The following is a 20,108-nucleotide window of genomic DNA, read 5'->3' on the forward strand; positions in this document are numbered from 1 at the left end:
TCAGAACTGTGCAGGAAAACTCGCTTTGACGAAGACGCCGCTCTCGTCGCCTGCGCCCCAATCAAGAGAACCACCGATGGAGGCCATACGTTCCTTCATGACCTCAATCCCAACACTATTGCCAGAAAGCATCCCGGTTATTTTGGTTTCGTCAGAGGGCCCGACCCCTTCATCTTCGATCATGAGCAGCAATGGATCGGTGTCTAACCGCGCGACCAATGTGACATTGCAGGGGCCGCCCGCATGTTTGCGAATATTGGCAACCGCTTCTTGTGCCACACGAAAGATAGCCGTTTCCACTACTGGCGCAAGGCGTTGATCACCTTGGGAAAACTCCTGCGTCACCGAATACCCTTCGGCAGCAAGGTTTTCAGCCAGCGCCTGGAGTGCTGAGATCAGTCCAAGATCATCAAGCAGCGTTGGGCGCAAACCAGCAATTACGCGCCGCAGTTCGGCAACGAGAGACCGGGCGACCTCGGCTGGGTTCACTCCGCCATCCACTTGCCCGGCAACAACCGCTGGACTTTCAAGAATACGTACGAGTGCCGTCGCTGTTTGTGCGACACCGTCGTGCAATTCGTGGCTAACCCTTCGACGCTCTTCTTCTTGTGCCGTGAAGATCTGATCGAGGAGCATTCCGAGAGTTTGTTCGCGCTCTTGCAGCTTGGACAGCAATTCTCCGCGCTCGCGATCTTTTGTGATCCGGTCAATGGTCAGACCAAGCTGATCGAGCTCCATTCGAAAAGCATCACGGTCTTCTTCATCAGGAATGGCATCAATCCCGGAAAGACCATCGACCACAAGCCACGCAATTGCCTTGCAGTCATCACCTGCCGCTGTGATCGGGATCGCATTTTCATTTGAAGCCTGAGCCTCGACTTGCAACACTACAGCGCTGCGACAGCCGACAAAGAATGCAAGCCTTTGCGCGCACCTCTCTATCACTTCATCCAGAGTCAGGCTGTTGGCTTCTGCCAGTTCGCGCGCCGATACTGACAAAAGCCGCAAACGTGCGGCACGCGATTCCGCCGCGCGATAGAGCTCGCGCAGTTCCGCAATGGTTTCGCCATCTGAAGGCAGCAAAGGCAGGGTGTCGCGCATAAGCCTATAATAGAGCGCTCATCGAAAACTGCATAGGCCATGTGGCTTACGCCGGAACGTCCACCACACGGCTGATTTATCCGGCAACCCTTGAAGGTATCGAGACCGTGTCAGCGCGACCCGTGCGTTCTGGTGCTTTGCCAAGCGGTGTTCCCAACCCCTCCCCTTCCCGTGGGCGCATCGCGAGCAAGAGGAAATGCGATCTCGGTCGCGTTTCCTCTTTTGCAAGGTCAGAGCACCGCAAGGGTCACATAAGGCCTTGCTCATTTTTCTTCTTGATGTCTGCTTCATCCCAGCCAAGAAGCTCGCTCATAACCTCAAGATTGTGTTGACCCGGCGTGACGGGCGCAGTCCTGCGAACTCCACTTTGGGTCTTTGAGAACCGCGGGAAAGCGTTCTGCATCTTGAGAGCACCGTGCCCTTCGGTATCCACCTCGATGATCGCCTCGCGAGACTTGAAATGCGGGTCTTCGAGCATGTCTTTCGCTGTGTAGACGCGGCCTGCCGGGATGGAGTGCTTGATCATCAAGTTGTCGAGCTGCTCTACCGTGAGCGTCGCGGTCCATTCGTTGATGAGATCATCTAACTCTGTTTGATTTTTTCCGCGCGCCAGATGGGTGGCGTAGCGTTCGTCATTCGCTAATTCAGGGTCACCCATTGCCTCACACAGCCGCGCAAAAATCGCGTCATTGTTGGCACCGATCATAAAGGGACCGTCATTGCACGAATAGACATTGCTGGGCGCAATTCCGGGCAGGATTGAGCCGGAACGCTCGCGGATAAAGCCATTGTGATCATATTCGGGAACGAGCCCTTCCATGACCTGCAAGACCGCCTCGTAAAGGGCAGTGTCGATCACCTGTCCCTCGCCCGTTTTTTCACGGTGGTGAAGCGCGGCGAGCACGCCCATCGTGCCGTAAGTCGCGCAAAGCGTATCGCCGATGGACACCCCCATGCGCGCAGGCGGGCGGTCAGGGTCTCCAACGATGTAGCGCCAACCGCCCATCGCTTCGCCAATGCCGCCAAATCCGGCCCTCGTGGAATACGGCCCGGTCTGACCATAGCCAGACATCCGTGCGATGATGAGGCCGGGATTGAGCGCATGGAGCTTTTCGGGACCAAGTCCCCATTTCTCGAGCGTTCCCGGCTTGAAATTCTCGATCAGAATATCGGCCTTGGCGATCAATTGGCGGGCAATATCTTGGCCTTCGGGTACGCGAAGGTTGCAAGTGACGGAGCGCTTATTGCGCGCGATCACTTCCCATTGCACCTTCTCTTCGCCCTGACCCCACACACGCATGGGGTCGCCTTTGCCGGGCGCCTCGATCTTGATGACATCTGCGCCCATATCGCCGAGCAATTGGCCACAGAATGGGCCGGCCAGAAGCTGGCCCATTTCGACCACGCGCAAGCCTTTGAGGGCTCCTGTATTGCTAGGATCACCCATGGCGCTGCTCATCCCATGAAGGTTGGATGGGAGCTTTGAGCCCAGTTTCTTCCTTGCAATTGGCGCGCAAGGTTTCGATCCCGGGGCCGTAATCGAATAGTGACAATTCGCCGCGCCCGTCCTTCATCTCAGCCCGCAGAGCATCGGTTGCGGCTGCATCGACTGTCTCATCGCCAGCCATAACCACGCCGTATTCGCGTGCACCCTCAATGGTGACGAGGCCTTGGCGCACTTCCAATACCACCAGCTCAGGATCGCGTTCCAGCGGGTCGCCCCAGCCGCCGCCGCCCCATGTGATGAAGTGGAGTTGCTCGCCTGCCTTCACCTCAACATCTTCGACCTTATTGCCAACGATTTCGGTGGTCCCATCGACGCGTTCGAGCAGCTTGGTCGCGCGCTTACCCGGGTGGCCGCCATTCACGCCCCATGGGGGGACGAACCAGCGATCATCGTGGATCCCAATCGCGCCGTCCGCGAGGAAGCGATAGGTCATATGAATGCCATTGCCGCCCCGGTGAAGACCAGCGCCGCCGGAGTCCTTTTCAGTCTCGTAGCGTTCGATGCGCAGCGGGAAGTAACGCTCCAAAAATTCGTTCGGAACATTGGTGAAGCCCGGCCACAACGAGTGCCCATCCGGGCCATCACCCAGCGGACGCCCCGGAATGCCGCCAAAACCGATTTGGAACAGTTGGAACCAATCCGCCTTCTTACCCTCCCTGTTATCCCAACCCGAGTAGAACAGGTGAGGCGATGACGAGAAGCCAGCCGCGTTGAGAAACTCCGGCGTACCCTGACCGAGCAATCCGCCCAAGATATCGAAAATCCGGCCCAATGCATGGGTACGGCCTGACAGCGCAGCAGGGAACTTCGGCTTAAGCAACGACCCTTCGGGAATGCGGACCTCAATAAGGTCGTAGAACCCATCGTTGAACAAGATCTGTGGGTCGAAGACCATGATCATGTAAATTCCGAAGAACATTTTGAACATGTTCTCATTCAGGAAGAAGTTGATCGAGGCTGCTGACTGCGGATCAGTCCCATCGAAGTCGAGGATGACCTTATCGCCCTCGCGCCACATGGTGCATTTGATCTTATACGGGCCATAGCCCTTACCATCGTCGCAGATGAAATCTTCGAAGCTCGCCTTAGCCTCTGGGATGGCTTGCCCGATCAGCGCCTTCATCGCGCGGTGGTTGCGTGCGAGCAGCTCTTGGGTCGCGGAGTAATACACGTCATCACCAAACCGCTCTGCCATTTCAATGAGGCGGTTGGAGGCCACGCGGCAGCTGGCGATAAGCGCGTTCAAATCGGCCTGACACCAATCGGGCTTGCGCGTTTGGTGCATGACGAGCTTCATCAAATCGTCATTATATTCGCCTTTTTTCCAGATCTTAACGGGCGGAATGCGCACGCCTTCTTGGAAAATTGAGGTCGCCTCAATCGGCATGGAGCCAGGCACCATGCCGCCAATATCGGACTGGTGCCCGAACATAGCAGTGTAAGCGATGAGGCGTCCGTCTTTGAACACCGGCAGCATCACAAGCCAATCGTTCGAGTGACTGATAGCCCCTTCGCAAGAGTATGGATCGGAGAGGAAGATCATATCTCCGTCTTCGATGGTGCCCTCAAAACTTTTTAGAAAACCGCCGATGAAGCTGCCGAACTGGCCCACGATCATCTTGCCCGATGGGTCTGCGATCAGCGGGAAGGCATCGCCTTGTTCGCGAATGCCGGGCGACATGGCAGTGCGCACTAGCGTCGCGTCCATTTCAATCCGAGCATTGCGTAGCGCGTTCTCGATGATGTCCAAAGTGACCGGATCAAGGTCGAGTTTCTTGAAAGGCGTTGTGTTGGTTTCGATGATTTGTGCTGGCATTATTGCGCTCCAAAATTCTCTATTTCTTCATTCCGGCACAGGCCGGAATCCAGGGAGCGGCACTGGTGACTCCGCACTGGCCCCCGGCCTGCGCCGGGGTGACGGGAAAGGTGAAGTTTCTGCATCACGATGCAGCCGTTGGATTGATCAAAATATTGCCGACCGCGTCGATGGTTGCAGTGCAATCGTGTTCGACAAGCGTTGTGGAATCCATCTCGGTGATGATGGCTGGTCCGGGGATCGTGTCGCCTTGAAGCAGTTTTGCACGGTCATAGATGACAGCCGCGCGTTCCTCCCCGTCCATCCAAAGTGTGTGGTCTTTGATCTTGGCAGCGGAAGGATCGCCATTGCCTTTGGCAAGCTCCTGCGCCTCCAATTCCAGCGACTCTCCCAATGCCACAGCCCGCAGGTTCACGATCTCATGCGGGGTATCCATGTTGAAGGTGAAGAGGCGGTGATGCTCTTCATCAAAGCGAGCCAGCAGTCCGTCAATTCCAAGCTCACGCAAAGTGTTTTGATCGACTGTGAGAGGAACCTCAAAGGCCTGCCCTGCATAGCGCACATCAATCTCAAACTCGCTAGTGATGCTATCCGGCTGAATACCATCTTGCTCCAACTCACCTCGAGTTTGCTCAGCCATTTCGTCCAGAACCTCGATCAACTCGGCGACGTCTGTATTCATCGCAAGCTTGCTGAAAGAGCGCGCCGTCTCAGTCCGCATCCGCGTCGTCGCATCACCAAGCGCGCACAGCACGCCGGGAGAAACGGGCGAAACCGCTGGCCAAGAACCCATCAGTTTGGCGACAGCGTTGACATGCAAAGGCCCCGCTCCGCCAAAGCCCATCAGGGCAAAGTGGCGCGGGTCATAGCCTTGCTGAACGCTGATCATTCTGAGAGCGCCGAACATGTTCTCATTGACGATATCAATGATCCCGCGCGCTGCATCCATCAGGGAGACCCCAAGCGCATCGGCGATGGTCTGTACCGCCTTTTTCGCGCCTTCGCGGTCAAGCTTGAACGAGCCGCCGAGGAGGTCTTCGGGCAGATAGCCCAGCACCACATTGGCATCGGTCACGGTCGGCAATTCGCCGCCTTTGGAATAAGCCACTGGCCCCGGCACTGCGCCTGCGCTTTCAGGACCCACCCGAAGCGCTCCGGTCAATTCCGGCACGTGCGCGATAGAGCCGCCCCCAGCCCCAACCGTCTTCACATCAAGAGCCGATGCGCGCACGGAAAGGTGCCCCACTTCGGTCGTGCGCACCCGGCGAGGCTCAAGGTTTTCGATGAGAGCAACGTCGGTCGACGTCCCGCCCACATCAAGGGTGAGAATGTTCTTAAGCCCAGCGTTCTTCGCCACCCAAACAGCGCCCGTCACACCGCCAGCAGGCCCCGACATAAGGATGTTGACGGGATGCTCCTGCGCTTTCTCACTGCTCATCAAGCCGCCGTCTGAGCGCAGCAGTGAAAGTTTACCCTTCACGCCTGCCTCAACCAGCTTGTCGCGCAGGTTCGCAATGTAATTGCCCACCACCGGACGCACCGCAGCGTTGGCAACCGTGGAGAGCGTGCGCTCATATTCCTGCATTTCGGGAAGCACTTCGTGGCTAAGCGAAATCGGTACATCGGGGCCAAATACCTCCGCTGCGATCGCGCCGATCTGCACCTCATGCGCGCCGTTCACATAGGCGTTGATGAGGCTGACCGTGATCGCCTCAACGCCTTGCGCTTTCAGCTTCTCAAGCGCGGCGCGGGCGCCCGCTTCGTCCACGGGGCGCACTTCATTGCCGTCGGCATCCATCCGGCCACCCACGGTGAGTGTATCTTCGAGCGCTGCCAGAGGTTGTGGCTTGGGCCATACGATCCACGCAGCAAGCCCCCCTGGCACAAAGCTCCGCGCGATCTGCATAATGTCGCGATAACCCTCGGTCGTGATCAAGCCGACGCGCGCACCCTTGCCTTGAAGCACCGCATTGGTGGCCACGGTCGTTCCGTGGAGGAAGAACTCGATATCGCCCGGATCAACGCCGGCTTCCTCCGTAATCGCGATCACACCGTTCAGGATGCCCTCGGAACTGTCATGCGGTGTGGAAGGCGTCTTGTGCCGCCAAAACGCGCCGGTATCGTTGTCGAACAACAGCAGGTCGGTGAAGGTTCCACCAACGTCCACACCCAGGCGGTAGCGCATCAGGCGATTTCCTTTTCTTGTGATTGGGCTGCCGGAAAGCCGCCGGATTTGGCGACCATCGCGGGTAATTGCTTGCCCATGATTGGCGATAGCCAGTGGTTGGTCTCAATGAGTTTTGTGAGATTGAGGCCCGTTTCGATCCCTGCCCGTTGAAGCATGTATTGCACGTCCTCAGTCGCGACATTTCCCGCCGCTCCGGGCGCAAAGGGACATCCGCCCAACCCGCCGATAGATGCGTCAATCGTGGCCGCACCCGCTTCGATAGCGGCCCAGACATTGGCAAGACCCGTCCCGCGCGTGTTGTGCAAATGCACACGGATTGGAATGTCGCCGATCGCAGCCTTCACGCCTGTCATAAGCCGAGCTACATGCGCAGGATTGCCTACTCCGATAGTGTCCGCGAGAGCGATTTCGACAGGCTCAACCTCGGCAAGTGAGCGCGCCATCGCGATGACGCGTGCCTCTTGGACTTCGCCTTCGAAAGGACAGCCAAAGCTCGCAGCGATTGTCGCTTGCGCGGTTTTGCCCGCCGCCTTCGCCGAAGCGATGATGGCCTTTGCCGCATCGACCGATCCATCAGAGGTCTGCCCCTGATTGCGCATAGCAAAGGTATCGGTCGCGACACACACGGCACCCAACTGATCAATCCGGCCCGTGGCAAGCGCACGGTCCGCACCGCGCTGGTTCATGACGAGGCCGATGTAGGTCACATGATCGTGCTCAGGCAGCGCAGCGCAGACATCATCCGCGTCCGCCATCTGCGGAACTGCACGCGGATTTACAAAGCTGGCAACCTCAATCCGCCTCACGCCTGAATCGATTGCACGGGAGATAAGGCCAATCTTGTCCCGCGTTAGAACCTCAATCTTCTCATTCTGAAGACCATCGCGAGGACTCACCTCAACGACTTCAACCGTTTTTGTATACACTGTTGCCACTATGCCGCACCCTTTTCGAGCTTACCCAGGCCCTTGTGAGCATCGGAATAGGCATGCAAGGCGCGGCGGATGTGGCTTTCCATAATGCTCTGCGCCCACGCGCCATCGCGCCGCTCAAACGCCGCCAAAAGATCGGCATGCTCACCATGCGAGCGCTCGAACGCCTCGGGGTCATAATGCTGTGCTGTACGCCATACGACTGGCTGCTCAATCAGCGCGGTGAGCAGGTTTGTCAGCCGGCGTGAACCAGCAGTTTCGAGCACCAAGGCATGGAACTCCCGGTTGCGATCAAGGAAAGTCGTTACATCAGGCTTCACCCGAGAAACCGCAGAATAAATTGCTTTATTACATGATTTTAACTGATCAACGATGTCATCGGTAATGCGCTCGGCGGCGCGGCGAGCAGCATACCCCTCAAGCATTGCTCGCAGTTCAAACGCATCGGCAACATCATCCAGCGACCAGTCAGAAACATAGCTGCGCTGGGACTCAGTGCGCCGCACCATGAGATCGGCTTCGAGCTGGCGAAGGGCCTCTCGAATTGGCGTGCGTGATACGCCGCAGCGCTCAGCCAAAGCCTCCTCCCGCAAAGGATCGCCCGACGACAATTCGCCCGAAAGGATCATGCCGCGGATCGCTTCATAGGCACGGTCAGACGCTTTGGTCATGGGTGAATTCTCAGCTCGTCAATTGGAAGGTCAGGAAGCTTGACTTTTATCAATTGTATACAATAAAGCTCACCACATGCAAGACGGTGTCGGGCACCATCTTTCAAAGGGACGGGAACCAAGCGGGTCGGGTCCGCATAGCTGGGTGCTTAGAAAACCAATTACTCAGGGGATTGTTCCTCGCACCAGGAACGATTGAATTAGGAGAGAAACGTGCGTCACCGTCATTTACTAGTAGCAAGCTCAATATTCGGACTGGCGATTACGGCGCCTGCCCATGCGCAGGACAACAACGCCGAACAGGATGGCGCAAGTGAAGATGACGGCGCGATCATTGTGACGGCACGGCGTCAGAACGAGCGTCTGCAGGATGTCCCAGCGTCTGTTTCGGTTCTAACGGCAGATGCGCTCGAGAAGACAGGCGCTCAGAATGCCGCTGACTTTTCCCAGCTCACCCCTGGCGTAACAATCGTGACCGGCACCGCCGAGGCTGGCGATACTCAGATCAACATTCGGGGTATCAACGGCGCACGCGATGCGGAGAGCTCTGTGGCGCTCGTCGTTGACGGAATCCTCAAAACCAGTACGGCACAACTCAACCAGAACCAGGGCACGCTGCGCCAGGTCGAAATTCTCAAGGGTCCACAAGGCGCGCTTTACGGTCGCAACGCTGCGGCCGGTGCAATTGTCCTGCAAACCATCAAGCCAAGTGATTTTGTCGAAGGGGGCGTTCGCGGTTCATACGCCAATGACAACACGTTCGAAGGCACGGCCTATATCTCCAGCCCTCTGACAGAGAACATCGGAGTGGTAGCCTCTGGTTACTACCGCACAACTGATGGCTTCTTCTTCAACGACTTTCTCAATGACGATGTGGTCGATGATCAAGAGGTCTGGTCAGTGGATGGGCGGCTTGTTGCTAACCTTGGCCCGGCGACCGAACTCGATGTCAAAGCCCGCTATTCTGAGCTGCGCGGCGCGTCGATCAACTTCAACTCCTCATTCCACATTCCCGCATTCGGGGCCACCAACCCGGCGTTCTTCGAAGACGTGAACGAGCATCCTTTCGTCTACAACGGCAATATCCGGCCTACGAACGAACAAGACAGTTTCGACATCTCCGCCAAGATTGAGCATGATTTTGGTGATGTAGCATTGACTGCATGGGCGCTTTATTCCGACGTGGATCAGCTTTTGACAGCGGATGGTACGTCTGCTGACTTTGCTCGCTTTATTGCTGCGGCAGATCCTGCAGCCCAGGGTGTGGTCGATAGCTGCTTTGCAACGACTGCCCAACTTACCGGTTTCCCAATTGCCCAGCCCGGCTTCATCGGGGAAATCCCGGTTCCCTTCATTTTCGCCCCCGCGAATGGGTCAACCTTCGGTGCCTACAGCCCGACCACTTGCGATGGCACGCAGTTGCAAATCCGCGAGCAATCAGACTTCAGCGCCGAGATTCGCCTTGCCTCTTCAGGGGGCGATGCTCTCAGTTGGGAAATCGGCGGCTACTTCCTCAACATCGATCGCGAAACCGGCGTCAGTATCGGCGGTGACACTGGTGCTGGAGTGAGTGAGACGTTGTTAAACCCGGCTGGAAGCGCAAACCCGACCAGCCTGCTGTTGAACGATGAGTTTGACACCACTGTCTACGCTGTCTTCGGCAATGCTGAGTACGCTTGGGACGATCTGACGATTGGCCTTGCGCTGCGGTATGACATCGAAGACCGGTCTTCAGAAAGTCTTGTCCCCGCTGACGCACTGGACCCTTTCACCGGCGGACCGATTAACCCTGGCCTTGCCTTTGGTGCGTTCACGCCCGTCGATGAGACGTTCAGACAGCTTCAGCCCAAGGTGAGCATCAGTTATCAGCCCACCCCCGACCTCAACCTCTACGCCAATTGGGGCATTGGGTTTAAGTCTGGCGGCTTCAACAACCAAGGCTCATCGGCGATTATCGATGCAAACTTCGTCCAGTTCATTGGTGCGGACGTGAGCATTCAGGATGTCTACGACAAAGAAACCTCTTCCGCCTTTGAAGCTGGCATAAAGGGGCAGCTGGCGAATGGCCGGATCACATTCGATCTCGCGGGCTACTACACCGATATTGACGATATGCAGTTCTTCGAATTCTTCGTGGGCTCGTTCGGACTCTTGCGTGTGGTGTCGAACATCGACGAGGTTGAGGTCTACGGCTTTGAGTTCAATTCAACTGTAGAGGTCATCGAGGGTTGGAAGTTCTTCGGATCGATCAACGTGAATGAGAGCGAGATCAAAGAGAACAGCTCACGCCCTTCGACGGTTGGCAATGAATCGCCCTATACGGCGGACTATACAATCAATCTTGGCACAGAAATCGACACGCCGATGAGTGATACTGTCGATCTGATCGTGCGTGCAGATTACCGGATCACTGGGCCAACATGGTTCCACTCTTTCCAAGATCAAACATCACCAACGCTCTTCTCCGGACTGTTGCCGGGATCTGCCCTCGCTCTGCCAAGCTTTGTCGGTGACGCCGACTTCAGCGTTGCGGAACGCGAGGCCTTTGGCGTTCTCAATCTTCGTGCCGGTTTTGAGATTGGCGACTTCACGGCAACCGTTTTCGCCGAGAACCTGCTCAATCGCGAATACTTGAACGAGGTCATTCCCGCCATCGAGTTTGGCGGCTCATTTATCTCCCCCGGTGCACGCCGCCTTATAGGCGTGGAAGTCGGCTACAGCTTTTAGGTCCAACGCGATCAAAAAGCGCTTCGGATGTCGCGATAAGGGCAGGACGGGCAAAAGCCCGCCTGCCCTTCTTTCGTTTCTCTACTGCTGTACCGCGACAGGCTCTTGCGATAATGCGCCGTCAAATTGAAATACGGTGCGTTTAGTGGCTTAAGGTCGACGCACACAGCCAAAGCTGAAGGACGACAATCTCATGAATGACCCGCGAGGCCCCCGACTTGAATTGAGCAGGCGGCTGGCTCTGAAAACCTTCGGCACGTCGGCTATTGCAGGGCTTTCGCTGATTTCGGCGACCCGCGCGATCGCTCAGCCGATTTTTCGGCAATACCCGTTTCAGCTTGGGATCGCTTCAGGGGAGCCAGAACCTGACGGCTTTGTTATTTGGACACGGCTTGCGCCCGAACCGTTTGAGATCGGCTATGGCATGCTCCCAGCTCCGGTGGAGGTGCGCTGGGAGGTCGCAAGCGATGAGCGGATGCGCAACACGGTGGCGGAAGGCACAGCGGTTGCGCGCCCGGAACTTGGTCACGCGGTCCATGTCGAAGTCGCAGGGCTGGAACCCAATCGCCCCTATTTCTACCGTTTCTATTCGGGCCGAGAGCGCAGCGGGATAGGCCGCGCAAAGACCACGCCAGCGTTGGGTCAGCCGATTGAGAAGCTTCGTTTTGGCGTCGCTGGCTGCCAGAACTACGAGGAAGGCTACTATACTGCACACCGCCACTTGGCGGGCGAAGAGGCCGACTTCATCTACTGCTATGGCGACTACATTTACGAGTATCGCGGCGACCGGATGCAGGCCAAATGGCACGGCGGTGTTGAAGAAAGCGTTCGCCCGCATTTTGGCCAAGAGATCCACACGATCGAAGATTACCGCCGTCGCTATGCGCAGTATAAGATGGACACCGACCTCCAGGCAGCACACGCCTCTGCCCCTTGGTTTGTGACGTGGGATGATCATGAGATCGACAACAATTGGGTCTCGGACATTGATCAAGACGGAACGCCAGCAAGCATCTTTGCTCTGCGTCAACAGATGGCGATGCAGGCGTATTATGAGCACATGCCGCTGCGTGCGTCTTCGCTTCCGGTCGGCAATCAGATGCAGATATATCGGCAAGCGCGGTTTGGAGATTTGCTCGATCTTAATCTCCTCGACACGCGGCAATACCGCACCGATCAGCCATGCGATGACCGCTGGGCGCAATATTGCGACGGCGTTGATGATCGTGCCGCGCAAGTGCTTGGCAAGCAACAGGAGGACTGGCTGTTTGAAAAGCTGGGGTCTTCCAAGGCGCAGTGGCAGGTGCTCGCACAGCAAATCATGATGATGGACCTCGACCGCCGCTTTGGCGATGGTGAGGGCCGCAATCTCGACAGTTGGGGCGGATATGAGACGCCGCGTGACCGTGTGCTTGCGCAGGTGAAAGAGCTTGGGCGTGACAGCGTGATCGTGCTGACGGGTGATGAGCATCAGAACTATGCCGGTGAGCTTCACCTTGATGGACAGCGCCCGGGTGCAAAACCGATTGCGACCGAGTTTGTATCCACCTCCATCACGTCAAGCGGCGATGGCGAAGACAAGCGCGGCGATACGATCCAAATCCAGAAGGAGAACGAGTGCCTTAAGTGGCATAATGCGCAGCGCGGCTATGTCATGTGCGATGTGACGCGCGACCAATGGACGACTGAGTTCAAGACGATGGACTATGTCTCAAAACGTGGCGGGACGATCAAAACGCGCAAACGTATGGCTGTGGCGAATAGGCAACCGGGGTCATTGGCCGAAGCCTGAGCCCACCCACCAGACAAACAAAAGGGGCGGATGAGAGAAACTCACCCACCCCTTTTTTGTATCGTGAAGCCCAACCTATTGCGGGTAGCTCGGAACTCCGCTTCCCGGAGTATATGGCGCGCCAAGGCTGGCAAGCTCAGCTTCGAGCGCATCGACCCGAAGCTCCACATCGCGAAGCTGACCCAGCACACCGGCAAAGTCACTCTTAGCAATCACCAGAGCGCTCTTATCAGAACCCGTGACAGGAGATTGATGGTTCCAACCCCAACCTTCGATCTGGCCCACACGCTGTGCGATTGAGAACGGCACAGGCTCGTTCCGGCTCGCGACAGAGCGATCTCCGAAGAGCGCCATATCGCTTTGATCGAGGATGGTCTCAATCTGCTGGATCGTGGTGCGCTGTGTTTCATTGGGCTGGGTTAGAGCCTCTACAGCGACCTTCAGGTGAGCAACGCGGTTGCGCAGTTCACGTGAGGCTGCTCCCGCACCAGAGACAGCGCGCGAAAGATCAGCGGTCTCTTGCTGGAAGGCAAGGACAGCGGCGCGGTCTGTCGCCAACTCTGGGCTGTTCTCAAGCGGCTTGACGGTGAAGGTCTGAGGCGCCCCCAAAGGTGTGAGCACCCCATTGATACGCTTGCCCATGCTTACTGTGTATTCGCCTGGGAGTACCAGCGGCCCCGTTGGAGGACTGCCAAAGATGCTGACTTCGGCTGCCGACACGCGGGCGGGATCAGGCGCAGGGTAGCGCAGGTCCCATGCCACACGGTGAAGGCCTTTAGACTTCGGCCCGGTCATGCGGCGCACGACCTGGCCTTGCGCGTCAGAGATCGTGAAGATTATAGCTGGCTCATCCTCGCGGTCTTCTTGGCGAAGGGTCTCCCATGATGGGTACGGCGTATCCCCGCCCGTCTTCTCAATCTCACGCTCAGCCTTGCGGCGGGATTGAGCGCGTGTCTCAAGACCATCGCGAAGCGTGTAGGTGAAGACCGCGCCAAACGGCGGGTTTTCGGCAAACCAGAAGTTGTCGCCATTCGACGCCTGAGCGCTGCCATAAGTCCCCCAAAGGTCGCCTTCGATATACATCCAAGGGTCGCGAACAGGGAACAGCGTGGCTTCATTTGAGGCAACGGTCGATGCGTTGGTGCGCAGGGCCGAATAGTCATCAAGCACATAGATACCGCGTCCAAACGTGCCGACGACTAGGTCGTTTTCACGCTGCTGAATCTCGATATCGCGAACGTCGATAGTCGGGAATCCGGCCTTCAACTGTTGCCAGTTTCCACCGCCATTTTGCGAATAGAAAAGACCAAATTCGGTTCCCACAAACAGCAGGTTGGGATCAACGTGATCCTCAGCAATCGTGTGGACCGAACCCCAATTGGGCAGGTTTCCAGCAATCGAGGCCCAAGTGCGGCCACGGTCGCTGGAGCGGTAAACATATGGATTGTGATCCCCGCGTTTGTGGTTGTCGAACACAGCATAGGCAACATCACTGCTGTGGTTGGAGGTGATGATATCCTCCACCAAAGTCATGTCCGGCACCCCGCGAACACTTTCCAATCGCCGCCAGCTTGCGCCGTTGTTTTCGGTGACGGAGATCACTCCATCATCGGTGCCAACATAGATCAAGCCTTCGACCAGCGGGCTTTCAGATAGAGCAATCGCTGCGCCATAGATCGAGGTGCTGTCGTTTTTAGCAATCGCATCGACGCTCCACACACGACCCATGACTTCCAGCGCATTCCGGTCAATCTGGCGGGTCAGATCGGGACTGATCTTCTCCCATGAATTGCCTTGGTCGTTGGACGCAAAGAGATACTCCGCCGCATAGTAAATCCGGTCAGGGTTATGCGGGCTGATAAGTAGAGGCGTGTTCCAGTTCCACTTGTAAGCAGGCTCGCCGGGTTCAGGTTGCGGGGTGAGGAACACCCGTTCCTGAGTGCGGCGGTCATAACGGGCAAGCCCGCCATATTGGTACTGCGTATAAACAAGGTTGTGATCGCGCGGGTCGATTTGCGGCTTATATCCGTCGCCGCCCAGCACGATGTGCCAATCGGAATTGGTGATGCCGTGAACGACCGTGGTGCGCGATGGTCCACACAGCGAGTTGTTGTCCTGCGTCCCCCCACACACGTTGTAGAACGGCGCAGCGTTATCAGGCTGAATTCGGTAGAACTGCACAATCGGCAGGTTCTGGAAGTGACGCCATTTCTGACCGCCATCCCAGCTCTCGTACACGCCGCCATCGCCGCCCATAATCATGTGGCTTGTATTGTTTTCATCAATCCAAAGCGCGTGATCGTCAACGTGACGCGTAGCATTGCTGAGGTCTGAGAACGTCTTGCCTCCATCGGTTGAACGCTTCGAGAATGTATCGAGCGAATAGAGGACGTTAGGGTCTTTGGGATCAACCACAATCTCATTGTAGTATTGCGGACTTGTCGTCATGTGGCTCGACCGCTTGGTCCAATTCTGACCAAAGTCGGTGGAGCGATAAACGCCTTTCTCATCGTCCTGCGCCTCGATAATCGCATAGAGCGTGTTCGGGGCAGAAGGTGCCATCGCAAGACCGATCCGACCCACATCGTCTTTGCCAGGAAGTCCTGCGGATACCTTGCTCCAAGTGTCCCCGCCATCGCTTGAACGGTGAATGCCAGAGCCTGGCCCACCGTTGATCAAGACCCAAACGTGGCGACGACGCTGATAAGAACTGGCTGTGATCATGTCTGGGTTGTCAGGGTGCACGACGAATTCGTTGATGCCAGTATGCTCATCCACTTCAAGGATCAGCTCCCAGCTCTCCCCACCATCGGTTGTCTTATAAAGCCCGCGATCGCCGCCCTCGGACCACAGCGGACCTTGAGCAGCGACCAGAACGTGGCTGGCATCCTCAGGATTGATCCAGATCTGACCGATGTGGCCTGAATCTTTGAGCCCCATGTTGGTCCAGGTCTTGCCGCCATCGGTGGACTTATAAACGCCGTCACCAAAAGCGACTGAGCGCTGAGCGTTGTTTTCGCCGCTGCCCACCCAGATGGTATTTTCATCAGATGGGGCGATTTCAACCACACCGATGGAATAGGTGCCTTCGCGGTCGAAGATCGGGGTCCAAGTCGTGCCCGCATCCTTCGTCACCCAAAGCCCGCCTGAGGCTGTTGCAACGATATAATGGTGCGAACCGCCTTTGAAGAAGGCAAAGTCAGAGATGCGTCCTGAGACGTAGGAAGGCCCGATAAGCCGCAAGGGGAGCGATGACAGCGCGCTTTTCTCATCATCTTGCGCAGCAACCGGTACGCTCAATCCAAAGCTCAAAAGCAGTGCGACCACGGCCAAAGCGCGCGTTGCGGAATGGAAAAGATGTCTCATGGCTTGATGCGTTCCCCTGTAACGACTCATTGACAGTTGAACCTTAGCCGAGAAATGAAACTTCGCAACGCGTTACAATTTGTGCGTGAGGGTTTTCAATTGCGCCTTAGGATTGGGCCACCGCGATCAAGTCTTTGAGGCACGCCAGCCCCTCCGGTGAGGTGTAATGCTCCGGGCTTCCAATGCGAAAGATGCCAACGCGCATTCCAAAACGCAGTCGCTCTGCATTGATCGGCCAGCCAGTCTCAAAATCAACTATCGTGATTAGATCGGGCAGGCACGCGATCAGCGCCTCGCCCTGTCGGACAGAGAGATACTCATTCTTGACCGAGACTTTCATAGGAAGCTCGCCCGCGACGCTGCTTTCGATGACCGCCTGGCCCACATCATAGCCGCCCACAACGGTGCTCGTGTAATCGGTGACAAGTCCGCTCGCGATGAGCTCCAACTGGCCGTAAATCGAGCCTTCAAAGAGCTTAGCGAGGCTTAGCTCTCGATCCTCCGCGTTGCCTTCACCGCTGCGCAGATACGCCCCCAGACGCTGCGAAAGCGAGACCGTTTCAGGCACAATGCAAGCCTTAAGCTCAGCACCGCTCATGCCAAACTCCGCGCTTACTGCCATGCCACCACGCTCCATGGCGAACCGACGGATGACGGGTTCGTAAGCTTGCACATCGGGCACGTCGAAACGTTCAACATTGCCCGCATAATCCAGGCCTACTGCGGGGGTCGGCGCGATGCCTGCAATGGCGTAGGTCATCATGGTCGCCTCAGGAAGCGCACGACCCATTCCGTCTCCATCGACAAGCGGAATATCGAGCGCAGCGGCAGCCACCATGGGTATCAGCGAATTTGCCCCGCCGATTTCGAAGGAGACCAGTGCGTCAGGCCTCCGGCCAACATGCTCTGCATAGGCCTCAACCACCCGCGCGGCTTCATCAACCGATGGAAGGAGTTCAAGGCTGGTCGTCGGCGCTCCCACACCCCCAATGGCTATGACAAATGCATCGTCCGCAAGCGCATCGGGCGCGATAACCGTCGCAGGGCCGTATGCCTTGAGACCTTCCTTGGCACAAAGGCAGGCAAGATAGGGATCACCGCCTCCCCCGGTTGCGAGGAATGCGGCACCCGCTGCGATATCGTCGAGCATGTCCAGAGTAATCTGATTGGTCATGCTTGCACCTCAAGCGTCGAAAGGCTCGCAAGGTCTCCCACCACCTTCACTCGGATGCGGGTCACGCCATTATCCATGTAGGGGATAGGGGTCTCTTCTATCTCAGTAACGCGGATTGTGCCTTGTGCACCGCCTGCGCTCACCGCCACGCCACGCGCTTGATCCTTGGCGCGTTCCAGAGCAACCTCGCGCGCTTCCTTGCGAAAGTCAGCGAATATCTCAGCTTCGCCGCCGACCAAAGCAATGCTGGCTCCAATGGCATTGGCAACCCCGCTGTTTTCGGGGGAGAGCAGCTGGGAGGCGCCAGACAGGTCTTTTGGCGCAAGGATAGCGCCACCGCCCACAAGGACAACGGGAAGCGGCTGTTTATCAGGTTTCATCAAGCGGATATTGTCTTCGAGCATTGCCCGCATGGTGGCGAGCGCATTGGTGACTGTCACTTCAGCAAGCTGCGCGACTTTGCTCGCATCACCCACGTCAGCCATGCCTGCGGCCACCACAATGTCTGTCGCAGTCAAAGTGCTACCGCCAAAAACGAGAGCCTCAGTGACCAGCCTGTGTCCAACCGATTGAGGGCCGATTGTGCGCCCGTCCTCGGAAACTATGCTCCCGCCGCCAAGGCCGATCGCCATAATGTCAGGCATGCGGAAATTGGTGCGCACCCCGCCTACATCAACGGCGCGGTTGCTTTCCCTCGGGAAGCCACCGCGTAGGACACCGATATCGCTGGTTGTGCCACCGATATCGACGACAATGGCGTCGTCGATACCCGTAAGCCGCGCCGCGCCCCGAAGTGAATTGGTAGGGCCGGACGAGAAGGTGAGTGCGGGAAAATCACGGACGAACTTTGCATCCATCAAAGTGCCGTCGTTCTGGCTTATGAACAGCGGCGAAGTGATACCAAATTCTTGGAGAGCACCTTCGAAAGCTTCGACAACGCGCACCGCGAAGGGCTTGAGACTGGCGTTGAGCATGGCTGCGTTCTCGCGCTCTAGCAGGCCAAGCCGTCCGACTTGGTGTGAGAGTGTGATCCGCGCCTCGGGAATGGCTTCCAATATTCTCTCAGCCAGCCTCAACTCCGGCTCAGCATTGGCTGGAGAGAAGGCAGAGGAGATGGCGATATTGGCTAAGCCCTTCGCCGCAATGTCTGCGATGCATCGTTCGGTCTCGGCGTTGTCTTCAGGCGCGAGTGGGCGTCCATCGTAGAGAAACCCACCTGGTAGGGCGTAAGCCCCCTCGCCCAATGCTTCCCGAATATCCTCGGGCCAGCCTGTTCCAGGCGGAAGACCCCGTCCTGAAGGCAGGCCAATGCGGATGGCGGCCACTTCGGCCAATTCGCGCCGCTCTACCACTGCGTTGGTGAATTGCGTTGTGCCCAGCATTACCGCGTCGACCGGCGGCAATATGCCCACTTGCTCCTGCAGGTTATGCAGCGCTGCTTTGACCCCTGACAGCACATCCGCGCTGGTCAGCTCCTTGCACGAGGCGACGATCCGTGTCCCGTCGACCAGAACCGCATCCGTGTGCGTGCCACCGACATCGATACCGATCCTCACGCTGGAAGTCCCTCCTGCTCGGGCCAAGCTTTAGAAAGCGCCAAGTAGAGCCCAAAACTCACAACAATCGCATCAATCGCGACCGTGCCCGTCAATGTGATCAGCCCCTCCATCGCGGCAAGCGCCACACCCGATCCACCTCCCCAAGCGATTAGCGCCGGCCAGCGCAAATTGGGCAAATTTTCTCGGAACTCAGGCCCGTAATACTTACGCCCAACCATGAAATAGTCCGCCAAAATAACTGCCCCAACAGGGATAAAGATCACGGTAAGATACAACAGGAACGGAATGAAACTGTCGAGGATGCCCAAAAAGGCGAAGATCGTGCCTCCGATCCCTCCGACGAGAACAACCAGCTCTCGTCGCGCTTTTGGAAGGACTGTCCCCATCGAAAGCGTCGCACTGTAGAGATTGAGCGCATTTAGGGTCGTGCTCCCACCAAAGACGATGGCGAAGGCGCCAAAGCCGAGTCCCAAAGCCAACATCAACGGCAAAAGATCAGTCTGGCCTGTTACAAGCCCAGCGAGCCCCGCGACCAAAGTGACAGCTGGCGCAGTGACGGCATACGTAATCACGGCAACCCCGACGCCTCCAGCAGTCCCGCGCACAAAGCGGCAGGTGTCTGGCATGATGACCGCGCCCACCGCGACCGCGCCGACCGTCGCAGACATGACGTCGCCAAAGGACAGGCCTTCGGCTTGCCCCAAGCCCATAATCGTGCCCACAGCCCCTCCATCAAGAACGGTGAGCAGCATCAACACCGTCACCAGCACCAGAAGCGGCGTAACAACCATCGTAAGCATATTGATTGTGCGAAGACCCAGATAGGTCAGCGTCGTCATCATCACCCCGCCCAACGCCTGAAGCGCGAACAGCGGCACTTGTCCGATGCCCAATTCCACCAGCAGCCGCGCCATCGCATCGCCAAACAGCTCAATATTGATCCCAAACCAGCCAAGCAACGAAATCGCGAAAGCAAAGTTCAACAGCTTCGAAGATTGAACGCCGAAGGCAATCCGAGCGAGCATGTAGGAACTCAGCCGCGTCTTCGTCCCGATCACCGCCATGGGCGCCGCGAGGCAGGTGAGAAACACTCCGCCAACGATTGTGCCCCAAACAAAAGTCGATGCAGATGTCACCGCCACAAGCTCGAGCCCGCCCAGAAAAATCGGCAAGGAAATGCTGAAAATCGCATTCATCAATGCGATGCGCCACCACACAATGCTGGCGTGGTCAGGAACGGGCTCGGTCTGGTATTCGTTATCCATCTGCCCCAAG

General features: G+C 57.2%; 12 protein-coding genes. 2 read left to right on the forward strand and 10 right to left on the reverse strand.

The window, feature by feature from the left end; all coding sequences use genetic code 11:
- The 6 genes from Q0778_RS04930 to Q0778_RS04955 all read right to left on the reverse strand — a co-directional run bounded on the left by Q0778_RS04930 (position 1) and on the right by Q0778_RS04955 (position 8,215).
- On the reverse strand, positions 1-1,101 hold the full coding sequence (locus tag Q0778_RS04930) for a histidine kinase (protein WP_298334439.1): 1,101 nt from the start codon (positions 1,099-1,101) through the stop codon (positions 1-3).
- A 247-nt stretch (positions 1,102-1,348) separates the two neighbouring features.
- Positions 1,349-2,548, reverse strand: coding sequence for a CoA transferase (locus Q0778_RS04935; protein ID WP_298334440.1), 1,200 nt, complete (start codon positions 2,546-2,548; stop codon positions 1,349-1,351).
- Entirely contained in the window at positions 2,541-4,424 is a 1,884-nt protein-coding gene (locus Q0778_RS04940) for a hydantoinase B/oxoprolinase family protein (protein WP_298334442.1), read from the reverse strand. The genes Q0778_RS04935 and Q0778_RS04940 overlap by 8 nt, the downstream gene beginning before the upstream one ends.
- A 124-nt stretch (positions 4,425-4,548) precedes the next feature.
- The gene (locus Q0778_RS04945) at positions 4,549-6,609 is read right to left on the reverse strand and encodes a hydantoinase/oxoprolinase family protein (protein ID WP_298334444.1); all 2,061 of its coding nucleotides are present in this window, start codon (positions 6,607-6,609) and stop codon (positions 4,549-4,551) included.
- Positions 6,609-7,538, reverse strand: a complete 930-nt coding sequence (locus Q0778_RS04950) for a hydroxymethylglutaryl-CoA lyase (RefSeq protein ID WP_298334882.1) — start codon at positions 7,536-7,538, stop codon at positions 6,609-6,611. The genes Q0778_RS04945 and Q0778_RS04950 overlap by 1 nt, the downstream gene beginning before the upstream one ends.
- Positions 7,539-7,546: 8 nt before the next feature.
- Positions 7,547-8,215: a GntR family transcriptional regulator gene (locus Q0778_RS04955; RefSeq protein ID WP_298334446.1), complete on the reverse strand. Its 669-nt coding sequence runs from the start codon at positions 8,213-8,215 to the stop codon at positions 7,547-7,549.
- A gap of 213 nt (positions 8,216-8,428) precedes the next feature.
- Between Q0778_RS04955 and Q0778_RS04960 the strand changes: the two genes are divergently transcribed.
- Positions 8,429-10,942, forward strand: a complete 2,514-nt coding sequence (locus tag Q0778_RS04960; protein ID WP_298334448.1) for a TonB-dependent receptor — start codon at positions 8,429-8,431, stop codon at positions 10,940-10,942.
- 193 nt (positions 10,943-11,135) lie between these two features.
- Positions 11,136-12,734, forward strand: a complete 1,599-nt coding sequence (locus Q0778_RS04965; RefSeq protein ID WP_298334450.1) for an alkaline phosphatase D family protein — start codon at positions 11,136-11,138, stop codon at positions 12,732-12,734.
- A 75-nt stretch (positions 12,735-12,809) separates the two neighbouring features.
- Here the strand turns inward: Q0778_RS04965 and Q0778_RS04970 are convergent, their stop codons facing one another.
- The 4 genes from Q0778_RS04970 to Q0778_RS04985 all read right to left on the reverse strand — a co-directional run bounded on the left by Q0778_RS04970 (position 12,810) and on the right by Q0778_RS04985 (position 20,098).
- A complete protein-coding gene (locus tag Q0778_RS04970; RefSeq protein ID WP_298334452.1) occupies positions 12,810-16,100 on the reverse strand; it encodes a glycosyl hydrolase in 3,291 nt (1,096 codons plus the stop codon).
- Between the two features lie 106 nt (positions 16,101-16,206).
- Positions 16,207-17,274 (reverse strand): DUF917 domain-containing protein, encoded by a 1,068-nt coding sequence (locus Q0778_RS04975; protein ID WP_298334467.1) that lies wholly within the window; start codon positions 17,272-17,274, stop codon positions 16,207-16,209.
- Positions 17,271-18,830, reverse strand: a complete 1,560-nt coding sequence (locus tag Q0778_RS04980) for a hydantoinase/oxoprolinase family protein (protein ID WP_298334469.1) — start codon at positions 18,828-18,830, stop codon at positions 17,271-17,273. The genes Q0778_RS04975 and Q0778_RS04980 overlap by 4 nt, the downstream gene beginning before the upstream one ends.
- Positions 18,827-20,098 carry a cytosine permease gene (locus Q0778_RS04985; protein ID WP_298334472.1) on the reverse strand — a complete coding sequence of 424 codons (1,272 nt, stop codon included), beginning with the start codon at positions 20,096-20,098 and terminating at the stop codon, positions 18,827-18,829. The genes Q0778_RS04980 and Q0778_RS04985 overlap by 4 nt, the downstream gene beginning before the upstream one ends.
- Between the last annotated feature and the right edge of the window lie 10 nt (positions 20,099-20,108).

This window comes from uncultured Erythrobacter sp. (assembly GCF_947502395.1).
Classification (GTDB): Bacteria; Pseudomonadota; Alphaproteobacteria; order Sphingomonadales; family Sphingomonadaceae; genus Erythrobacter.